The sequence below is a fragment of the Paenibacillus sp. FSL H7-0943 genome, assembly GCF_037963265.1.
GTDB lineage: Bacteria > Bacillota > Bacilli > Paenibacillales > Paenibacillaceae > Paenibacillus_AQ > Paenibacillus_AQ odorifer.
Genome location: NZ_CP150148.1, coordinates 910,313 through 933,188 on the forward strand (window position 1 = coordinate 910,313; position 22,876 = coordinate 933,188).

Genomic DNA, 22,876 nt, shown 5'->3' on the forward strand with positions numbered 1-22,876 from the left:
CCTCTTATTTAAAAGCTGGGATATCCAGTGATAGCGCGTTCTTTCATCGGATTCGAGAATCAAGATTTTTCGGAAATGTACACAGCATATTTGAGCGGACGATAAATGTAAGGTGCAAGGCAACTGATGAATTATATACCATTGCGAGCAGTAGGATAGATAATGCGCCTAATACTTTGATCACAGAGGTTAGTAGTTTTTCGGATCTTGGACTGGTTGTGGGAGATGAAGTTTTTGCGGAGAATGATCAATTATATATTGGCACTAAGCTTTCAATATCGATCAAGGAACTGACAGTTTGGCAGAGCTCTTTATCTATTTTTCCAATAGAAGTAAAGACGCTAAGAGATAATTTGGCTGCGGCAAGGGCTTTTATCAATAGCTATGGAAAAGCAGGCGGTATGAAGCAGTTTGCGGGTTCTAGCAGCTTTGAGAGAGAAACGATGCGGCTGCTGGAAGAGCGATCTTCAGGTCTTCTCAATGCCTTGGCGAATGACAGCATGGAAGAGGCTACTCATTATGCAATTCGACTAATGGGGTTAGGCTCAGGGCTGACTCCGTCGGGAGATGATTTTTTAGTTGGATTGTTTGCTGCGATCCATCTGCCTCAGAGTCCTATTAGTAAATATCAGCCGTGGTGCAGGGAAGTCGTGAACGATGCAGCTGAATTAACGAATGAAATAAGCTATATGGCTCTGAAAAAAGCGGCTTGGGGTCAGGTGAGAGAGTCAATGGGTCAGATGCTGCATTCGCTCATGTATGAGAGTAAGGAAAATATGCTTCTTGGCTTATCGGCAGTGCTGGATATAGGTTCTTCTTCCGGAACAGATATTGCCTTGGGGATCATTAGCGGTTTGAATCTTAATCTAGAACAACGTTGGAGGTAAGATATGTCGACTAAAATAGTAATTAAAAGAAACACATACTTTGATTCCGTCTCGCTCATGTCGTTGTCGACCAAAGCGAATCAAATAGAGGGTGTCGAACAAGCTTTTATCGCAATGGCTACTCAAATGAATAAAGAGGTATTAGCGAATGTAGGGCTGATAACCCCTGAGCTAGAGGAAGCTAAGAATAGTGACCTGATGATCGTAATCAAAGCAGCATCCCCTGAGCTGGCTGAAGTTGCCTTTGAAGCAATCGAAGAGCTGTTTATTAAAAAAGATAGTGCAGTTGGCGGTACAGAGCTTAAATATCCAACAATTGAGTCGGCAGTGAAGAATATGACAGCAGCTAATCTTGCAGTGATTTCAGTCAACGGAGCGTTTGCAGCCAGAGAAGCAAGAAAAGCGCTGGAGAATAATCTACATGTCATGATGTTCAGTGACAACGTAAGCGTAGAAGACGAAATTGAATTAAAAAAAATAGCACATGAGCGTGGATTGCTGATGATGGGGCCGGATTGCGGAACCGCGATCATTGGAAATATGGCCTTATGTTTTGCCAATAAGGTTCGTAAAGGCAATATCGGCATCGTGGGTGCATCCGGCACAGGAAGTCAGGAAATCAGCGTGCGGATTCACGATTTTGGCGGAGGCATCTCACAGTTGATTGGCACAGGCGGCAGAGACCTAAGTGAACGTGTCGGCGGAGTAATGATGCTTGATGCGATGAAAGCGCTTAACGAAGACGAAGCCACTAAGGTCATTGTGTTGATTTCCAAGCCACCCGCCAAAAGTGTGGAACAAAAAGTGCTGAATGAAATCAAAAATATGCATAAGCCTGTCGTGGTCTGCTTTATCGGAGGAACGGAGGAAGCTGTTCTGGAAGCAGGTGGACATTTTGCCAAAACAACCAAAGAGGCCGCGCTAAAGGCGGTAATTCTATCCGGCATTGATGAGAGTCAAATTGACAAGCATCCGCTAAACCTTCCGCTGATTGAGGAGATTAAGGTCAAGCTGAAGCCAGAACAGAAGTATATTCGTGGGTTATTCTGCGGCGGTACTTTATGTGATGAAGCAATGTATCTAGCGATGGAGAAATACGACGATGTCTATAGCAACATTCCAAAAGATCCGGAATATCAGCTGGCTGATATCCATATCAGCCAAGCGCATACGTTTATTGACTTTGGGGATGATGGGTTCACCAACGGCAAACCACATCCAATGATTGATCCTTCTTCACGGATTGCCAGATTCAAGCAGGAAGCAAAGGACCCGGCGGTGGGCGTGATCATTATGGATTTTGTATTAGGCTATGGATCGCATGAGGATCCAGTAGGTGTTATGGTGCCTGCAATTATTGAGGCTAAGCAAGCAGCGGAACAAGAAGGCAGACATTTGGAGATTGTCGGCTATGTACTTGGAACCGATCTGGATACACCTTCCGTCCAAGAACAGCTTGATAAGCTGGTATCCGCGGGCGTTACCTATGCAAGCAGTAATACGAATGCAGGACTTCTTGCCAGAGGTTTTGTAGAGAAGGGAGTATAACATGAGCAGAATCAATGAGTTATTTAAGAGTGAACTTCACGTAATCAATGTCGGCCTAGAAATGTTCAAGGATGATATCCTGAAGCAAAAAGGCAACGTAACCCATCTGGAATGGAAGCCACCTGGTGGAGGTAAGCCCGAATTAATTGCCGCACTGGATGCGTTAGAGCAAGAGGGGATTGCTGCAAAGATTGAGGCTGCCAACAAGCTGGCTGTAGAGCGAATCGTGAATTCACAACCGGTATTGGTTGGTTTTGATCAAGCGATCAACGTTGTACCAGGGATGACTAAGACTACGATATTGCATGCAGGGCCTCCGATTACCTGGGATAAGATGAGTGGTCCCATGAAAGGTGCAGTTACCGGCGCTTTGGTCTTTGAGGGCTTGGCGAAGGATCTGGATGAAGCTGCCGAACTAGCGGCATCAGGTGAGATTACGTTCTCCCCTTGTCACGAGCATAATTGTGTGGGTTCCATGGCAGGGGTAACCTCAGCCTCTATGTTCATGCACATTGTAGAGAATAAAACGTATGGCAACATCGCTTATACGAACCTTAGTGAGCAACTGTCGAAAATCTTGCGGATGGGTGCAAACGATGAAACGGTCGTTGCCCGTTTGATCTGGATGAGAGATGTGCTTGGACCGATGCTGCGTGAGGCGATGAAGTTCTCTGAGAACGGCATTGATCTACGGCTCATGTTATCACAGGCGCTCCATATGGGAGATGAATGCCATAACCGCAACAACGCTGGAACGACTCTTTTGATTCAGGCATTAACGCCGCTTATCCTGAGAACGGATTTTACTAATGAGCAGAAAATCGAAGTGTTCGATTTTGTGGCAATGAGTGATTATTTCTCCGGACCAACCTGGATGGCTCTTTGTAAATGTGCGCTTGATGCTGCCCATGGCATCGAGCATAGCACCATCGTAACAACGATGGCTCGCAATGGCGTGGAATTCGGTATTCGTGTCAGTGGAATGCCAGGCAATACCTGGTTTACCGGCCCTGCGCAAAAGGTTGTCGGACCGATGTTTGCAGGGTATAAGCCGGAAGATTCGGGTCTCGATATCGGTGACAGTGCGATTACCGAAACGTATGGTATAGGTGGCTTCGCCATGGCAACCGCGCCGGCGATTGTAGCATTAGTTGGGGGAACCGTAGATGATGCCATGAACTATTCTGTGAAAATGAAGGAAATTACTACGACGGAGAATCCAAATGTGACGATTCCTTTGTTGAACTTCCGCGGAATTCCTACTGGAATCGATATTCGTAAAGTGGGTCAAACCAGCATTATGCCAGTGATCAACACGGCTATTGCCCATAAGGATCCAGGCATCGGAATGATTGGAGCCGGAATCACTCATCCTCCAATCGAGTGTTTCGAGCAAGCCATTCTCGCTTTTAGCCAGAGCATGCATTCATAGAACCACCCGCCCTTCAGGCCTATTCAAGGGCCTGAGGGCTTCATAAGCCATTGGTATGTAAGCGCTAACGATCTAGGGGGAGATTTATTATGGATCAAGTATTTATGAAGATGTTCTGGAAAAAGGGAGATTGGGCCGCGTTTTTCGGGCTGCTTGCTAACAATTTAACCAATCTGCTTACGATGATTTCATTGTTAATTTTTGTAGTAGGATTTCCGGAAGGTATGGTTTACGGCAGAGTCGTTCCTGCGTTTGGACTCGCGATTTTTATCGCAAGTATTGCTTATGGCTGGTTTGGATATCAGCTAGCCAAAAAAACAGGCCGAACGGATATAACCGCATTACCTTCAGGACCTAGTGCTCCATCGATTTTTACGGTAACTTTTCTAGTGTTAATTCCCGTATTTAGAGAAACCAATGATGCATCATTTGCGCTGCAAATTGGTCTCGTATGGTGTCTGTTCGAAGCTTTGATCCTTATTGTCGGCTCATTTCTGGGAGATGTGCTGCGTAAGGTTATTCCAAGAACTGTGCTTTTATCTTGTTTATCTGGACTTGGATTGTTATTGCTGGCCATGAACCCGATGCTGCAATCCTTCGAAACACCAGTGGTTGCCTTTGTTGTACTTGTGATCATCTTTATTAATTGGTTTGGCAAATCGCCGATATTCAAAAAAATTCCTACAGGATTCCTGCTGCTGATTGCTGGAACCGCGCTGGCTTGGATATTCGGCTTGCAAAATCCAGAAGCGATCACAACGGCTCTTTCAACCCTTGGGTTTAATCCACCTGAGGTGCATATTACCAGCTTAATTCAAGGGATTCCGCATGCCTTGCCATACCTGGCTTCTGCAATTCCATTGGGACTGGCGAATTATATTTTTGACCTTGAAAATATTGAGAGCGCACATGCTGCGGGAGATCCTTATAACACTCGTAACGTCATGCTAACGAACGGGGTTGCTTCAAGTATTGGTGCTTTTACAGGTAATCCGTTCCCGGTAACTGTGTACATTGGTCATGCAGGCTGGAAATCTATTGGGGCTGGACTTGGTTATACCATAGCTTCTGGTTTCTCCATGTTAATTATTTGTCTCTTTGGCATAGGGGCACTGCTGTTGTCTATCATACCTGTTGTGGCGATTGTTCCGATTCTGGTCTATGTCGGGGTCGTTACGGCGAATCAGGTGGTTCGAGAGACACCTAAAAATGAAGTGCCCGTTATCTTTATCACCTTGTTCCCATGGATTGCTAACTGGGCTTTAACGCTTGCGAACAACATTTTTACTGCGGCTGAAACTTCGGCTTCTAAGGTGGGGATTGATCTCTTATTAAGTAAAGGGGTTTATTACAACGGGCTGATGCATTTAGGAAATGGTGCACCGCTTAGTAGCTTGATTTGGGGCTCCATCACTATTTTCTCTATCCTGAATAAACCACTGCGGGCTGCTGTCTTTGCTGTAATCGCGTCTGGCCTATCTTTATTTGGGATCATTCACGCGCCGACTGTTGGATTTGCTCAAGCTTCACTTATGCCGTTCGTATACGCCTATTTGATGGTTGCAGGATTATTTGTTTATAAGCATTTTTCAGACCTTCGTGACCCAGCGAACAAGCTGCAATCCGAATAAATAATTGATAAAAAGAAATAGGAGAGCTAGAGCCATGACTAATCAAACTCTGTCAGAAGATTTAATTCAAGCAGCGGATCGCGGGGATTTAGCTGCCGTAGAACAGCTTTTAGCTCGTGGTGCCGATGTTCATCATAAGGATGCCAGTGGTCGTACTGCGCTGATGGCGGCAACGCAAAAAAATCATATTCCTCTCGCTCAAAAGCTGATTGAAGCAGGCAGTGACGTGAATGCAAGAGATATCACTATGTTATCACCCTACCTGTGTGCCGGTGCCAATGGATTTCATGAGATTCTGTCTTTAACTCTTGCCGCAGGTGCGGATACAACCAGTGTAAATCGTTTTGGGGGAACTACACTGCTTCCTTCCAGCGAGAAGGGGTATCTAAGAACTGTTCAGAAATGCCTGGAAGCAGGTGTTGCAGTTAACCATATGAACAATCTGGGATGGTCTGCCTTGTTGGAGGCAGTAATTCTCGGGAATGGTGGCCGTTTATACTCCGATATTATTCAGTTGTTGGTGGATGCTGGAGCGGATGTTCAATTGCCGGATCGTGACGGCAAATCATCGTTGCAGCATGCAGAAGAGCTGGGACAGGAGAGGGTCATCCGTATTCTCAATAAAGAAAAGCTAACGATTCATCCAAGTATTCAAAGCGCTCAAGAGCTAGCTCGGGCAGAGGATTTCCTGAAAGCAAGTTTGGTTATGGAACATGCAATGCAAGAGGACAGTAATAATTCAGACTTCTATTACTATAAAGGATACTTCTTAGGGGAACTCGGGAGATATGAGGAAGCTTTGGCAGCCTATCAACAGGCACTTACTATCGATCCGGATGACCTTGATTTCTATTTCTATACCGCAAATGCCTACCGAATGATGAAGCGATCCGAGCAAGCGTTAGCAGAGTATGATAAAGCGATAGAACGCGATCCTGGCGAAAGCTTCTTCCGCTATCATAAATCCAATTATTTAAGAGAGTTGGGCAGGCATGAGGAAGCGGTTAAAGTTATGGATCAGCTTCTGGAACAGCAGCCTGAACGGTATGATTTCTCGTTTCATAAGGCGAACAGCTTGAGATCACTTGGCCGGCATCAAGAGGCAGTTGAGGCGATTGAGAACGCAATTGCTAACGATCCGAGCAATCCTTTATATCATCATCATAAGGCACAGTCACTTGGTTTACTTGGTGATCATGAAATGGCCATTCAAGAAATAGATATTGCTATCAGCTATAATCCTGCCAATCCGGATTTTCACTCCGCGAAGGAACAATTTCAGCTGGCCCTTAAACGCTAATAAATGAGGATCAACTGATCCGTCAGGAGGAATGGAATGAGTAAATTTATAGTTGTAGCCATTGGCGGTAATTCATTGGTGAAAGACAATGGCCGCGATTCTATAGAGGATCAGTCTGAGGCAGTACGTGAAATTGCTGTGAATATCGCTGATCTGGTGCAAGCAGGCAACGATGTGGTGGTTACTCACGGCAACGGTCCACAGGTTGGATTCGAGCTGAGACGAAGCGAGGTGGCTTCGGAAGTCACTGGAATGGATGTTACTCCGCTGGTCAATTGCGTGGCGGGCACGCAAGGGGGCATAGGCTATTTAATTCAGCAGGCCTTAACAAATGAATTCATTCATCGCAGATTAGACAAAAAGGTTGCCACAGTCATTACTCAGGTCGAGGTTAGCAAAAATGATCCGAATTTTCAGTCTCCCTCGAAACCAGTGGGCTCCTTCTTCACGCTTGAGCAAGCAGAGGAGATGAAGCGTGCCAAGCCAGATTGGGTCATCATTGAGGATTCAGGACGAGGTTACCGCCGTGTTGTTCCATCGCCTAAGCCGATTGATATCGTTGAAAAAGACGTCATTAAATCACTTATTGAGACGGGTTATGTGGTAATCGCTGTTGGCGGAGGCGGGATTCCTGTGATCAAAACCGAAAATAATACCTACGAAGGTATCGATGCAGTCATTGACAAAGACTTTGCTACAAGTCTGCTGGCCGAACAGATCGATGCAGAATCTCTTATCATTACAACAGGAGTTCCTCAGGTATGTGTGAATTTCGGTACGCCTGAGCAGAAGGCTCTTGAAGAAGTTACAGCGGCAGAAATGTTGGTATATGCGGAGCAGGGTCATTTTCCTGCTGGCAGTATGCAGCCTAAAATTGAAGCAAGTCTTAGCTTTTTGAAAAAAGAGGGACGCAGAGTTATCATTACCAATCCGGAAAATATGAAAGCTGCGATGAGCCAACAGGCTGGCACACATATTGTAAATTAATAGGATCTAATTTATCTCATCATTTCATGGAGACCGCCACTGATCTAAATCAGGGCGGTTTTTTGACATATTCATGAATTGTTATCTAACTGTTGCTTTCAGATGGCCATATTCTGGTGAATAAAAGGAAGATAAGAGGTAAAACTATGTCCACTATAGAGAAAAAAATACATTAAAATGCGGGGGTAAAAGATGATATCGAATAAAGGAACAACACAACGTTTTACCAGGGCTACAATTCTTTGTTGTATTTGTGCATGTACGGTATTGCTAAGTGGTTGCACTAAAGCAGCGGATGAGACTCAAGTGCCTACTCCAACAGCTCAAGTAGAAACCGCAGCACCTTCTGCAGAAGCAACTACACCTGTACCTACGAATAACGCAACAGAACAACCTCTAACATCTGCGTCACCCGGCTCAAATACTGGGAAACTTCCAGAGGGGGTTAGCATTCAGAGAGTTATCAAGGAGGTTTCGTTAAAAGATAACTATCATAAAAAGGTTGAGCTGCTAACTGACGGAGGCAAGCGGGTCACCATCACAGATCCGAATCAAAAGATTGTTTTGCAGCAGATTGAATATGACGGAAGGATCACTGCGGTTAAGGGTAAACAGGTTACTGTTCAAGTGGAGGGCGGTAAAGAGCAAACCTTAACGATTCCTGATCATATAGTCATTGAAGATGAAGACAAGCTCGGATTGAACAATGGCGTTGAAATCGAGTGGACGGTAAATGCAGACGGACAAATCGAAAGTGTGGAACTGGACGATTAAAAAATTACCGAGGTGAGCTGGATGAAATTTCTAATCGTACTTGGTAGTATTCTTGTTCCCATTGTTATGCTGATGTTACAGGGGAAATCCATAAAGTGGCGTATAGTTTTCAATGTTGTTTCGATCTTAAGTACGATTATCTTTGGAAATATTTCTGCCTTGGCAATTTACGAAATATTAAGAGATCATGCTGTATTTATGACCTCGATCCATGCGATATTTTTAAATCCAATGTTTCTTATTACCGGAGCCTATCTTGGCGTTTATTTAATTTATCGGTTGATGATAATTTCGTATGACGAGGTTTATATGTGATCGGTACAATACAAATAGGGATGTTCCTGCGAAGGACACCCCTATTTGTGTTGTTAACAGGACGGGGGGTTAAGAGGACTTTCCTACAACGTTTGTTCCGCTCTTCGTGATCTTGTAGGTGATGATATCACCATTCCAGAAGTGGAACTTCAGGATTACCTCGCCGTCTTTAACATCTTTAAAGAACGCGGGAAGCAGCTTGATTTCTTTAATGTTATAAGAAGGTGAGAAGGTATTGCCGAATTCCTTAAATGGAGTCCAGTCCTGCGGACCTGCATTGCCACCAGCGGTATATACAGCTTCCATTGTGGCAAGCTGGTTACCATTAAAGGTGGTCGGAATGGCAAAGGATTCAGTCGTGCCTTTTGCATCGCTTAATTTAGCTGTGTCATACACAATCACCTTAAGTCTCCACGCAACACCCTTGTTGAATTTCAGAGTCAGCACGGCATTTTCACCGTATTTTTGGGAAGCTGTGAGCTTTTTGAGTTGGCTGGCTTTGAGGATGAGCTCCTCACCATTTAAGGTGTAATCTTTACCTTTGGTCAGATACTTTCCGTTGGCACTAATGGTGGTTAGCTTATTTCCGTTCAGGTTCAGCTTAACCTTGGTATCTTTGATTTGTGCACCTTTTTTTAGGTAGACCAAATCGCTTTCGGTGCTGGAGGAACGCTCCTTCAGACCAGACATTAATACATTGTGGAGTTCAGGATCAGACCACTTATAAGTTTTACGGTTGAAATGCTGCCCGTTATCCCAGAGCATGGAAGTCATTTTCTTTTCTTTCAAATAATAAGTCAGATACTCGAAGAATTTAAGCTTCTCGCCCTGTTCAATCACACCCGTGTCTTTATCGAAACCTAATAAACCAAATTCGCCGACGATGACAGGGATGCCTTTAGCTACAAATGTATTGTAAACGTTATCAAAAGTTTGAGTGATATCGTTTTTTGTATCTTTTTCAAACGTGGTGTAGCCGGCAATGTTCACACTAAACGGCCAGAAGCCATAGAAGTGAACGGTCGCAATAATATTTGGATCGTTCAGAGCCGTAATCGTCTTATAGAGATGATCCATTCTTGTTTGCGTAGGTGAAGACTCTAATGAAGGTAATACAAGTGGGCGGAGGTCGTTTTTCCCACCGGATTTCCGCACGATTTGATAGAAGGAGTTATTGAGTTCAGTAAGCATTTGCTCCATTTTTGCTTCGTCCGTACTTCCACCATCGGTGAACCGAGGCTCATTTATGCTCTCGAACATCAGCTTATCGGATTTGTCCTTGAAGCGATCGGCAATTTGAGTCCAGGCTGCATTATAACGCGCCAGCGTTTCATCGTGTTTTTCTTCCATATGGCTTACCCATAGCCAGGAATCATGATGGACATTAATCATGACATAAAGCTTGGCGTCCAGTGCCCAGCCGACAACTTCTTCCACACGGTCGAGGTAGGCCTTTTCTAGGGTATAGTCTGGTGCCGCACCCATGTGAGTATCCCAGGTCACAGGAATCCGAATGCTTTTATAGCCTTGAGCGGCGATCTTTTTAATAAGTTCTTGGGTCACACGTGGATTGCCCCAGGAGGTTTCATCCTCACCTGTAGCATCTAAAGTATTGCCGAGGTTCCATCCGGGCTGCATTTCGTCTACATAGGATTGGATCTTACTCTTTGGCGCTGCCTTAGCTTGTTGCTCGTCCTTAGTTGCAGCTGCGGCCATGGATGAGAACAGAGAGAGCAGAAGAGCGGTGACAAGTGTCAATGATAAGAAGGATTTCTGGATTCGCGTAGTCATTGAATTCTCCTTTGTGAGATAAATTTAGGATGCTTGGACCTGGCTTTGACGCTGTACTTGGTGGTTAAATGAACGCAAACACCTCCAGTGTTATTTTTGTAAACGCTTTCTGAATATACCCTAACATAGAATACACTTAGCGAGTACCTTACTAATTTGTGGTAAATTCATATAAGAATTAGTGATTTAAATTAATTTTCCCCACAGTTGGATAAAGAAATGATTTAAATAACCCCTAGTCGTAGAAATTGGTTATTCAATAGGATTATCTCTAGCTGCCCGCTATACAAAAAAGAAATATAACATGACAAAAGCATATATATTAGATATGATGAAGCATGAAAATTTAAAATTAGAAATAGGTGCCAACTATGAAGTTGCGGAAGTACAATCATAGATTGGTTAAATGGAAAGCGGGTGTGAATCCCGCGCGGTCCCGCCGCTGTGAAAGAGGAGTCCTTGCAAAATGCCACTGGGAAACTGGGAAGGCAGCAAGGGTGATGATACTTGAGCCAGAATATCTGCCTTTTTCTGTTACACCATCAAACTCTACGATCGATAGAGAGGTGCTTGAATAGTGTTTGCCAGCTATTACTGTGGTTCACTATCTTAACCTCTTGACGTTTATGTTGAGTGGTTTTTTTGTGGTTATGAGAAAGTTTATTCTGTTTTTTATCATAGGTATGAAGGGAAGGGTTATGGAAAAATGAAGAAAAATAAGTTTTTAGCGTGGTTACTAATTGTAGCTGTATTTATTACGACATTCTCTACAAGTGTAATCCCGGCTCAAGCAGATGGAGCAAGCTCTACCCTTAAAGGGTATGTATCTGTATCCGTAGAGAAATTCACCTTAGGCCAAGGGTATATTAAGGAACCTATTAAAGTTCCGATTTATGAAGGCGATAATGGCGCATCTTTAATAACACGTGCGCTAGGTGATGGGAATTATAGATATTTAGGAAATATAGATAGTGGTTTTTATTTATCAGAAGTTAAAGATAGTGGCAGAAGCGAAGTCAATATTCCACAATATATTTTAGATATGATTTCAGCCGATGGGAATACAGTCGGCACTAAAGCAGACCCCGAGTGGTTAAGTCAGTTTGACTACACCTCCATGTCGGGTTGGATGTATGCAGTAAATAATGTGTTTCCTCCGTTTGGGATGACCGATTATAAGCCTCAAGACGGTGACATCATTCGAACTCAGTTCACCACTTATGGCTATGGTTCTGATCTTGGCGGCTGGGGGGAAATCCCAGTTCAACTTGCCAATAAGGATGCTTTAACTGCGGAAATCGCCGAGATTAACAGTGCCCCTAATAAAGAAACTATTTTGGACAGACCAGTAGTGCAATCGGCAGTTTATGAAGCCTATTCCGTGCTCGAAAACATGGCAAGCTCTCAAATAAGTGTAGATCATGCGCTTGTCGGTCTTAATAATGCATTAGACATTGAACCCCCTGTTATTACAGTAAGTGGCATACAAGATAAACAGGAAGTATCCAATAAAGAAATAAGCTTCAAAGTAGCTGTCACAGACAATGTATATAGTGACATTACTCCAGAAGTGAAGCTGAATGGAGTTACTTTATCACCCGCAAATGGGGAGTACAAAGCTACTCTGAATTCAGGCATTAATGCAATTGCTGTAACGGCTCTTGACGGAGCTGGAAACAAAACAAATGTAACTTATCAGGTTACTTACAAACTGGAAACTACAGTTGCCGTCAAACAACAGTTAGATAAAAACCTTGCTTATATTTTAAATACTGTAAAGAATCCAACGTTTGGAACAGGCAGCGGAGAATGGTCGATCCTTTCTCTGGCACGGGCGAACTATACAGTACCTAACGGTTATTATGATCTCTATTACAATAATGTAGCTACGAAAATAGCATCAATCATTAAAGAGGATGGAAAACTCGACGCCAATAAAAGCACAGAGAATTCCAGAGCGATTCTAGGACTTACCTCTATCGGAAAAGATATCACAAATGTTGCGGGATATGATCTGAGAAAAGCACTCGCTGATTATCAATATATCCAAAAGCAAGGCAATAATGGTCCGATTTTTGCTCTGATTGCGCTAGATAGCCATAACTATGAGATTCCTGTAGTTGATGGAGTTACAGAACAGACCACAAGAGAAAAACTAGTTCAGTATATTTTAGATAAAGAGGTTAAAAAAGGTACAGCAGAAGCTGGTGGCTGGGCATTAGGCGTAACCAAAGCCGATGTCGATATGACTGCGATGGCGATGCAAGCTCTTGCACCTTATTATGCATCCCGTGATGATGTAAAAGCCGCCGTGGATCGGGCCATCCAATGGCTGTCCGATAACCAAAACAATCAAGGCGGATTTACAAGCTGGGGAAGCACTAGCAGCGAGAGTATCTCGCAGGTAATTGTAGCCTTAACTGGTGTAGGTGTAGATCCGCACACTGACGCTAGATTTGTTAAAAGTGGAAATTCGCTTATTGATGCATTACTTAGCTTTGCTGCACCTGAGGGTGGATTTAAGCATATCCTCACAGGCAAAGTAGACAATATGGCAACGGACCAAGGTACGTATGCTCTTGTGTCCTATGATCGTCTGATCAATCATAGCAACCGTCTCTTTGATATGAATGATGTACAATTAGAACAACCTACTACTGTTGTAGCCAAACAACAATTAAATAAAAGCCTTGCCTATATTTTAAACACTGTAAAGAACCCGTCGTTTGGAACAGGCAGTGGAGAATGGTCGATCCTTTCTCTGGCCCGGGCGAACTATACAGTACCTAACGGTTATTACGATCTTTATTACAACAATGTAGCAACGAAAATAGCATCAATCATTAAAGAGGATGGAAAACTCGACGCCAATAAAAGCACAGAGAATTCCAGAGCAATATTAGGACTTACCTCTATCGGAAAAGATATCACAAATGTTGCGGGATATGATCTGAGAAAAGCACTCGCTGATTATCAATATATCCAAAAGCAAGGCAATAATGGTCCGATTTTTGCTCTGATTGCGCTAGATAGCCATAACTATGAGATTCCTGTAGTTGATGGAGTTACAGAACAGACCACAAGAGAAAAACTAGTTCAGTATATTTTAGATAAAGAGGTTAAAAAAGGTACAGCAGAAGCTGGTGGCTGGGCATTAGGCGTAACCAAAGCCGATGTCGATATGACTGCGATGGCGATGCAAGCTCTTGCACCTTATTATGCATCCCGTGATGATGTAAAAGCTGCCGTGGATCGGGCCATCCAATGGCTGTCCGATAACCAAAACAATCAAGGCGGATTTACAAGCTGGGGAAGCACTAGCAGCGAAAGTATCTCGCAGGTAATTGTAGCCTTAACTGGTGTAGGCGTAGATCCGCACACTGACGCTAGATTTGTTAAAAGTGGAAATTCGCTTATTGATGCATTACTTAGCTTTGCTGCACCTGAGGGTGGATTTAAGCATATCCTCACAGGCAAAGTGGACAATATGGCGACGGACCAAGGTACGTATGCTCTTGTGTCCTATGATCGTCTGATCAATCATAGCAACCGTCTCTTTGATATGAATGATGTGCAACTGGAACAACCAGAAGAACCGGGGCCTGGGCAACCAGAGGGTCCGAAAGAACTTCCGTTACCTTCTGGGGAGAACCCGAAAGTTGAAATCCCAAATGACGCTAATGATTATATCGTTCCGATCAGCACTGGAGATAGCAACAAAGAAATCACAGTAGCTATTTCGGAAGAAAATCAATCGAAGGTTAGTGTCAATTTACCAAGTAACAGCGACCTTCCTCAGATAGAGGCCATAAAAGGTAACGTATCTGTAGTCATTCCTAAGGGTGCAAAAGTTACAAGTGGGGATGCCTCTGCGATTGAACTGATTTCAGCTTTAACCGGTGCAGAATCTGCACTAAAAGATAGTGTGAATCAGATTATTCCTGGGGACAAGAAGCTTGATAACATTCTTCAAGCATTTTCCATGGGTGGTAGTGCAAGAGTAGAATTCAGTCAATTTATTACGTTAACCTTTAAGGACCTTAAAGGAAAAGAAGCTGCTTATATTCAAAATGGCACCCCTCATGCCATTCAAAAATTTGCAAGTGATGACTTAGGTTTTGCAAGCGGTAAGTCTGAGTATGCCTATGATAGTGGAAATGACTTAATTGTAAAAACCAATCACTTCACTGACTACATTGCGTATGCTTCCAGTGCAGTACAAACACCTGGCGGCGACGGTGGTAATGGTAATGGCGACGGTGGTAGCGGAAATGGTGAAGGAAATGGCGGCAACAATGGTGGCAACAATGGTGGCGAAACCACTCCATCGAAACCATATGTAACCCTGTCCGTGGATAAGCTTACAATTAATAAGGGATATGTTGTTCCATCTGTACAGGTAGAGCTCCAATCTGGTGACACGGTGTGGTCTGTACTAAAAAGAGTGCTGGATAGCCGCGGTATCGACTATAGAGATTCCTGGAACAGTGACTTTGGAAGTGTATATGTTGAATCCATAGCTGGTGATGGGGAATTTGACCATGGCAGCGGCAGTGGATGGATGTATAATGTGAATGGGAAATATCCTAATTATGGAGCATCTTCATATGACCTAAGTTCCGGGGACAGAATTCAGTGGCGTTATACTACGAATTTGGGTGTGGATCTAAATGCACCGATACCAACTACAAGCCCTACTCCAACCCCAACGCCTAAGCCTGGTGCTACTCCTGCTCCTGGTGGGGGAGCTAATCCGGAAGCCGGCGTTGATCCAAATGTGAGTCCATCTCCAACAGTGACTCCTAAGGATCCTAACCAGACAAATGATATTAAACAACTGTATACAGATGCTGATAAGATCTCTTCCTGGGCTTATTCAGCGATTGAAACAGCTACAGTAAAAGGATATATCCAAGGTAATAATGGTCAGGTGAATCCGAAAGCTTATATCACAAGAGCGGAGTTCACTAAGATTCTGGTTTCTGCATTAGAACTTGATATTAAGAGTGATAAAGGTATTACCTATAAGGATGTCGCTCTAGGCGATTGGTTCTATCCATATGTGAATGCTGCGCATAAGGCAGGTCTAATCACAGGCTTTAATAATGAATTTAAGCCAAATGACAAGATTACTCGTGAGCAGATGGCAGCAATTATCGTCAGAGCATTGGCCATCCCGGCGACGAAGCCAGGAACAGCGATTAAAGATATCAACACCGTATCGGCATGGGCCAAAGCAGATGTAGAGACCGTTGTTGCGACTGGTTTGATGTTAGGTGATGATAATCAATTTAAACCTAAAGAGCTTGTAACTAGAGAAATGGCGGCCGTTGTAGCTACCAGAACCCATGATTATAAGAGTGGGAACAAAGTGGTTAGTCCGACTATTCAGAATAAAGCAGTTAGTTCTTATATTCAGAACACAGCTGCCTTTTTGCAAAAAACAGTAACAAACCCGGTTATCTCCTCGGTTGGCGGGGACTGGACAGTGTTCGGGCTGGCACGTTCAGGCGTGAAGGTTCCAGATAGTTATTACACTAAGTACTACGCGAATGTAGAAGCAACTCTTAAAGAAAAAGCTGGGAAGCTGCATAGCGTAAAATATACGGAATATGATAGAGTTATTTTGGCATTAACTTCAATCAACAAAAATATTGATAAAGTGGCGGGTTATAACCTACTGGAACCGCTCGCGGATTTTGATACTGTAATTAAGCAAGGTATTAATGGACCTGTGTTTGCTCTCATTGCACTGGACAGTAATCATTACGACATTCCAGTGGTTAAGGGTGTAAAGACGCAGACGACTAGAGAGCTGCTCATTGATTATATTTTGGGCAGAGAGATCAGCGGCGGTGGATGGGCACTAGGCAGTAATGCTACAGCGGCTGATCCAGATATCACGGGGATGGTCATTCAAGGCTTAACGCCTTATTACAAAACCAACGCCAAAGTAACAGCTGCTGTGGACCGGGGGATTGCTTGGTTATCCAAAACACAGACTGCAGACGGTGGTTTTGCAAGCTGGGAATCTACAAATTCCGAAAGCATCGCTCAGGTGATTGTAGCTTTAACTGGCCTTGGTATTGACCCGCATAAGGATTCCAGATTTATTAAAAATGGACATTCCGCAGTAGACGCATTGCTTAGTTTTGCTGCACCTGAAGGTGGCTTTTATCACGTGAAGCAGGGTGGAGTAGGCAATGGAGGCGCGCAACCAGGAGAAGTAGATCTTATGGCTACGGATCAGGCGATGTATGCACTGGTTTCCTATGATCGGCTCGTTAATGGCCAGACACGTCTTTATGATATGACTGACGTCAAATAGAATTTTATTTAGAGAGATAAGCAAGGGTAGCGTGTATACCCTTGCTTATTATTTAAGGTGGGACTAGAGAAATGAACAAGAAGAAATGGTTAACCGCGATACTAATCATAGGTGTATTGGCTATCGCCTTCTTTTGGGGCGGGGATTACCAGAAGAGCCCAAACAAGGTCGCAAATAGTAGCGTTGAGACACAGGTTATAGAGCCAGAGAACACTGCTTCCGCAACAAATGATGATGTTGAACCCACTGAGGCAATCGCTACCGAGACAACAGAGATAACACCGTCAGCTACGCCAAGTGAAACAGCTAAGCTCATTGAAACCCTAAAACCAAATGAATCGGCAACACCAACGGAAGCTGTAACACCAACAGGAACTGCAGCACCAACAGAAGTTGTAACACCGGTCGCAACAACAAAACCTGCTGCAACGAAGCAACCGACCGCAACGCCGAAAGCGGCTAAAACGTCCGTGCCGGAAACGAAAGCGACGGCAAAACCCGTAACAAAACCTGATTCAAAAGTAGCGACAACAGAAACCAAGCAGGAACCGAAAAAGGATAAATTTCTTACCGATCCAGTGCCAAGCGGGAAACCTAAACCAGTGGAATGGCAAGATGCAACGGTAGATAAGAAGAAGCAATTAACGGCTACCTTGTCCGTCTCAGCGGCAACAATTTTAGATAACATGGATATTTTTAATCAGGATAAGCTTGAAGTATTGCCGGCAGATGGTATCATTTATAAAGCGCAGAAGGTAACTTTTTATGAAGGTGAGTCTGTGTTTGATGTTTTACTAAGAGAAATGAAAAAGAATAAAATCCATATGGAATTTAGCATGACGCCGATCTATAACAGTAATTATATTGAAGGCATAAATAATCTGTATGAATTCGACGCTGGAGAGCTCAGTGGATGGATGTACAAAGTAAATGGCTGGTTCCCTAACTACGGCAGTAGCCGCTATGTTCTCAAAGATGGCGATGTCATTGATTGGGTATACACTTGTGATCTAGGTCGAGATGTGGGTGGTTATGTAGCCACAGGAGGAGCTCAGAAATAATGAAGGATAGCTTTTCTACCTTTCATCCGTTTGTGAATTTTCTATATTTTGTTGTTGTATTGCTGTTTAGCATGGTGTTCATGCATCCTATATTTCAAGTGATTGCCCTTATTAGTGCTGTAGCCTACTCAATTATGTTAAAAGGAAAAAAGGGCATCCGATTTAATCTGCTTTACATGATTCCTTTTCTGCTGTTTATGGCAGTGATGAATCCTGTTTTTAATCATCAAGGGGTAACGATCTTGTTCTATTTAAACAACGGGAACCCTATTACGAAGGAATCGATTCTTTATGGCGTGGCAGCGGCGTGTATGTTTGTGACGGTAATTATTTGGTTCTCCTGTTATAACGTCGTGATGACCTCGGATAAGTTTATTTATATATTCGGAAAAATACTGCCGGCACTGTCGTTGATTTTTTCGATGGTGCTTCGTTTTGTTCCTAGATATTTAGCGCAAATCAAGGTGATTTCTAATGCTCAAAAATGTATAGGCCGGGATGTCTCACAGGGAAATCTCCTCGCGCGTGCGCGGAATGGCATTACGATCCTCTCCATTATGACCACCTGGGCTTTGGAAAATGCGATTGAGACAGCGGATTCCATGAGATCGAGAGGGTATGGATTGCCGGGCCGTACAAGCTTTTCTATCTTTCGGTTAGATGCCCGAGACAAAGTAGCCCTCTTGATCATGACAGGCTTAATTGCGCTGGTAGCCGTAGGGGCAGTGATGGGTGAGAACACCATGAGATTCTATCCGTCGATTAAAGCGAGCGCAATTACGCCTTTTAGTATTCTTATATATATCGCTTATTTTGCGTTATGTATGATCCCAGTGCTCATCAATATGGTGGAGGCAATGAAATGGAAATCTATCGAATCGAAGAACTAAGCTTTACTTTTCCTGAACAAGAGCAAGCGGCTCTTTCGAATATTAATCTTACGATTGAAAGTGGAGACTTCATTACTATTTGTGGAAAGTCAGGCTGTGGCAAAAGCACTCTGCTTAGACAACTGAAAACAATTCTAACCCCACATGGCAATCGCCAAGGGGCAATTTATTATAAGGGTCAACCTGTAGAGGAGATCGATCAAAGAACGCAGGCAGCGGAAATTGGTTATGTACTCCAAAGTCCGGACAATCAAATAGTGACAGATAAAGTATGGCATGAGCTTGCCTTTGGGCTGGAGAGTTTGGGGTATGATCATTCTACTATTCGTCTGCGTGTGGCGGAAATGGCCAGTTTTTTTGGGATCCAGACCTGGTTTCATAAAAGTGTGACTGAGTTATCAGGCGGCCAGAAGCAGCTGCTTAACTTAGCCTCCATAATGGCTATGCATCCCTCGGTTCTAATCCTTGATGAGCCTACCTCCCAGCTAGATCCTATTGCGGCTTCCGATTTTCTGGAGACGGTCAAAAAAATAAATCGTGAGCTGGGAACAACCGTGATCATGACCGAGCATCGTCTAGAGGATGTTCTTCCGCTTACAGATCGGTTGATTGTGCTGAATGAGGGAGTTGTGATCGCCGATGATACCCCGCAAAAGGTGGGCGAGGCTTTAAGTAAGCTGAACCATCCGATGTTTCTGTCCATGCCCTCACCGATGCAGATTGTTGCAGGAGTAGATCATGACTTAGCGTGGCCTGTGACTGTGAAGGAAGGGCGCCAATGGTTGGATGCTTTTCTAAAGGGTAAGACTCCTGCAACGATGGCAGAAACTCAGCCTAGCACGAAAGAGGCCGGCCCTGTAGTCATAAAGTTTAAGGACGTATGGTTTAAATATGATAAAAATGGACCGGATATCATTAAAGATTTGTCGTTTGAAGTGAAGCAAGGGCAATTTTATTGTATTGTTGGCGGGAATGGAACAGGGAAGACATCGACGCTGTCGCTGATGAGCGGGATCCTTCAGCCATACAGAGGGAAAGTTCTAATCGGTGGGAACAACCCTGCGAAGACGAATGCCAAAGCGTTGTTTACTAACAATCTGGGCATCCTCCCGCAAAATCCGCAAACCTTATTTGTGAAAAAAACAGTCGAGCTAGATTTATATGAAATGTTATCCCAGCTCTCTTTGACGAAGGAAGAAAAAACCGCCAGAGTTGAAGCTGTGGTAAAGTTCGCAGAACTGGAACATCTCCTCTCCATGCATCCGTATGATCTCAGCGGGGGAGAACAACAGCGTGCAGCGTTGGCGAAGGTGCTTTTGTTAGAACCAAAGATTCTGCTGTTGGATGAACCGACCAAAGGACTGGATGGACCCTTCAAAGAGAAGCTAGCCGTATTCCTGCAAAAGCTCAATGCCGAAGGCGTTACTATTGTAATGGTCTCGCATGATGTTGAATTTTGTGCCAAATACGCTGAGGTCTGCGCCATGTTTTTTGATGGAAGTATCATCACTACGAATGAAGCACAGAAGTTTTTTGCGGGAAACAGCTTCTATACAACGGCCGCCAACCGTATGGCGCGTCATGTATGGAATGAGGGAGTAACGATAGAGGGTGTGATTGATTTATGTCAAAGAAGCAGATAACGGATCGTCGTTTGAGTCGTCGAACTTTATTAGCGGCACTACTAATCCTCATAGTCATTCCAGCTACGATTTTATTAGGCATCTTTGTGCTAAATGATCGGAAGTATTATTTTATCAGTCTATTAATTGTTATCTATACGATGATTCCTTTTGCGATGGTATTCGAGAACCGGAAGCCGCAGGCGAGGGAGCTGATCGTTATAGCGGTGTTAGCAGCCATTGCCGTGGCGGGACGCGCAGCCTTTTTTATGTTGCCGCAGTTTAAGCCAGTGGTTGCTATTGTCATCATCGCAGGGGTAAGCTTGGGTGCGGAGGCAGGGTTTCTGGTTGGCGCTGTTGCAGGCTTTGTCTCGAATTTCTTCTTTGGGCAGGGGCCTTGGACGCCTTGGCAAATGTTTTGTTTTGGCATCATTGGCTTCCTGGCGGGCATTTTCTTCAAGAAGGGTCTGCTTAAAAAGAATAAGCTGTCGCTGTGTATATTCGGAGGCTTAGCGACGTTTTTCGTATACGGAGGCATTATCAATATAGGCTCGCTGATGATGTTCACTTCAGAGTTCTCATGGCCGGCTTTAATGACCACTTATATTTCAGGTTTTTGGTTTGATATGGTGCATGCGATCTCGACGGTGGTGTTTTTGTTTTTTATTGCTAATCCTATGATTGAGAAGTTGGATCGGATAAAAACGAAATATGGGTTGATTGAGCCTTAGGTTCTTGGTGTTAGCTTTTGGACGCTGTGCGCTTTTTACGCTGGCGGACGCTCCGCTTTTCCACAATCAGTCCGTTCTCTCCGCTGCTATCAGCGCGAATTCCAAAACACAAACACAAACACACAAACACAAACACAAACACAAACACAAACTAAAGGCTCAGCGCCTCCCGCTTCAGTTTTTAGCGGAAGGAGGAGGGGAACTAGTGGCTACGAATCAAGCCACTGTGACAAACCATTCAAAAGAGAATATACCTAGTTGCGATGTTCCTAGGTGAAAACTTATAAAAACAGGCGATGTTCCGGTATCCGGTATCGCCTGTTTTTGTCGATTCTGTGGAGTATCTCATTCATTATGCCAAACGTCCTAGAAGTTCATATCCCTATTTTTTTATTTAATGTATAATTCAGAGTGGTTTTTAACATTTTCTTATGAAAAATGGAAGTAAACTAGGTAGCTCGCTCATTTAGAAAATTATAGAACCTTTAAATAAATAGATTAAAAATAATGGGGAGATTTATTTGAGCACACATGTTACCAAAACATTCAAGTCTTTAGACCAACAAATTGATTTATTAAAAGAAAGAAAACTAATTATTAGAGATGAAGAAAAAGCTAAACGACATTTATTAGAAAAGAATTATTTTGACTTGATAAATGGATTTGAAACATTGTTATTAACTGATTCAAAAGCTACTAATAAAGAATACAATGGTCTTTTTTTTGAAGACTTTTTATTGTTGTATGATTTTGATAAAAAATTGAATTTAGAGATTTTGAAAATTATAGATAAATTTGAAATCCGTTTGAAATCTTCTATGGCATATCGGTTTTGTGAAAAACATTATTTAAATGCTTCTGATTCTGCATGTTACATTGATATTAATAAGTATACGAATCCACGTTCAAATCATTTGAGTTTACCTAAAGATTTAGCTAAGAATATTTCAGGACATAAAATATTTCAGACAAATATTTATTTCAATGGGGCTACGTATAGTAATTTCATTGAGCATTGCAGAGCTAAATATCCTTATATATCTACTTATGATCACCCGCCGTTCTGGGTGACTATTAAAGTCCTTGAGTTTGGTTCTCTCTTTAGTTTATTATTAGGATTTGAAAGAGATGTTTTTGAAAAGGTCATTGAAGATATGGGGATGAAGTACATTGATAAACAAAAGTTTATCAACTCAGTACGAATTTTTATTGAATTAAGAAATACTTGTGCACATTTTCAATTAGTTAATAGATTTCGGACATCGAATCGTTTAAGGATTGATTCAGGGTTGATAAATGATTTAGGTTTAAGAACCAAAATTAATACTGCAGGAATTTCAACTTATTATGAAATAAGACTATATGACACTTTATTAGTACTTTCCCAGTTTGAAAGTCTAAAAGATATAGAAAAGCTATTTAAAGATTTTTATTTTAGACGTTGTAATTCAAAACGTGAAAAAAGCTTAATGGTAAAGATGTTCGAAAGAATGGGGCGGGGAAAGCATTCAGATTGGTTTAAACTAGGTATTAAATGATTTTTTCTTTATTAATTTTAGAATATATGTTATTATTTATA

At 43.0% G+C, this 22,876-nt stretch carries 14 protein-coding genes and 1 riboswitch; of the genes, 13 read left to right on the forward strand and 1 reads right to left on the reverse strand.

All coding sequences use genetic code 11. The features are described from left to right. The first annotated feature begins 176 nt into the window (after nt 1-176). From NSQ55_RS03995 to NSQ55_RS04025, 7 genes are all read left to right on the forward strand, one after another. On the forward strand, nt 177-887 hold the full coding sequence (locus NSQ55_RS03995) for a DUF2877 domain-containing protein (RefSeq protein ID WP_339171410.1): 711 nt from the start codon (nt 177-179) through the stop codon (nt 885-887). 3 nt (nt 888-890) lie between these two features. Beyond that, nucleotides 891-2,435: an acyl-CoA synthetase FdrA gene (gene fdrA / locus NSQ55_RS04000; protein ID WP_339171412.1), complete on the forward strand. Its 1,545-nt coding sequence runs from the start codon at nt 891-893 to the stop codon at nt 2,433-2,435. Between the two features lies 1 nt (nt 2,436). After that, nucleotides 2,437-3,867, forward strand: a complete 1,431-nt coding sequence (locus NSQ55_RS04005) for a DUF1116 domain-containing protein (RefSeq protein ID WP_076098692.1) — start codon at nt 2,437-2,439, stop codon at nt 3,865-3,867. Between the two features lie 89 nt (nt 3,868-3,956). Then, nucleotides 3,957-5,498, forward strand: a complete 1,542-nt coding sequence (locus tag NSQ55_RS04010; RefSeq protein ID WP_076136801.1) for a xanthine permease — start codon at nt 3,957-3,959, stop codon at nt 5,496-5,498. A 34-nt stretch (nt 5,499-5,532) separates the two neighbouring features. Further along, nucleotides 5,533-6,798, forward strand: a complete 1,266-nt coding sequence (locus NSQ55_RS04015) for a tetratricopeptide repeat protein (RefSeq protein WP_076279430.1) — start codon at nt 5,533-5,535, stop codon at nt 6,796-6,798. A 36-nt stretch (nt 6,799-6,834) separates the two neighbouring features. Continuing rightward, complete coding sequence (gene arcC / locus NSQ55_RS04020) at nt 6,835-7,785, forward strand: carbamate kinase (protein WP_076105343.1); 951 nt, start codon at nt 6,835-6,837, stop codon at nt 7,783-7,785. A 192-nt stretch (nt 7,786-7,977) separates the two neighbouring features. Further along, complete coding sequence (locus tag NSQ55_RS04025; RefSeq protein ID WP_076305183.1) at nt 7,978-8,559, forward strand: hypothetical protein; 582 nt, start codon at nt 7,978-7,980, stop codon at nt 8,557-8,559. A 384-nt stretch (nt 8,560-8,943) separates the two neighbouring features. Here the strand turns inward: NSQ55_RS04025 and NSQ55_RS04030 are convergent, their stop codons facing one another. Further along, nucleotides 8,944-10,665, reverse strand: a complete 1,722-nt coding sequence (locus NSQ55_RS04030) for a cellulase family glycosylhydrolase (protein ID WP_339171418.1) — start codon at nt 10,663-10,665, stop codon at nt 8,944-8,946. A 343-nt stretch (nt 10,666-11,008) separates the two neighbouring features. Continuing rightward, nucleotides 11,009-11,209, forward strand: a riboswitch (cobalamin riboswitch). A 162-nt stretch (nt 11,210-11,371) separates the two neighbouring features. Between NSQ55_RS04030 and NSQ55_RS04035 the strand changes: the two genes are divergently transcribed. The 6 genes from NSQ55_RS04035 (at nt 11,372) to NSQ55_RS04060 (ending at nt 22,835) form a co-directional block, all read left to right on the forward strand. Continuing rightward, nucleotides 11,372-16,993 (forward strand): S-layer homology domain-containing protein, encoded by a 5,622-nt coding sequence (locus NSQ55_RS04035; protein WP_339171421.1) that lies wholly within the window; start codon nt 11,372-11,374, stop codon nt 16,991-16,993. Between the two features lie 71 nt (nt 16,994-17,064). After that, nucleotides 17,065-18,054 (forward strand): DUF4430 domain-containing protein, encoded by a 990-nt coding sequence (locus NSQ55_RS04040; RefSeq protein WP_339171424.1) that lies wholly within the window; start codon nt 17,065-17,067, stop codon nt 18,052-18,054. Continuing rightward, nucleotides 18,054-18,944: an energy-coupling factor transporter transmembrane component T gene (locus NSQ55_RS04045; RefSeq protein ID WP_076130087.1), complete on the forward strand. Its 891-nt coding sequence runs from the start codon at nt 18,054-18,056 to the stop codon at nt 18,942-18,944. Before NSQ55_RS04040 ends, NSQ55_RS04045 begins: the two co-directional genes overlap by 1 nt. Next, nucleotides 18,917-20,587 carry an energy-coupling factor transporter ATPase gene (locus NSQ55_RS04050; protein WP_339171427.1) on the forward strand — a complete coding sequence of 557 codons (1,671 nt, stop codon included), beginning with the start codon at nt 18,917-18,919 and terminating at the stop codon, nt 20,585-20,587. Before NSQ55_RS04045 ends, NSQ55_RS04050 begins: the two co-directional genes overlap by 28 nt. Then, a complete protein-coding gene (locus NSQ55_RS04055) occupies nt 20,569-21,297 on the forward strand; it encodes an ECF transporter S component (protein WP_036684891.1) in 729 nt (242 codons plus the stop codon). Before NSQ55_RS04050 ends, NSQ55_RS04055 begins: the two co-directional genes overlap by 19 nt. A 521-nt stretch (nt 21,298-21,818) precedes the next feature. Further along, complete coding sequence (locus NSQ55_RS04060; RefSeq protein WP_076185090.1) at nt 21,819-22,835, forward strand: Abi family protein; 1,017 nt, start codon at nt 21,819-21,821, stop codon at nt 22,833-22,835. Nucleotides 22,836-22,876: the final 41 nt, after the last annotated feature.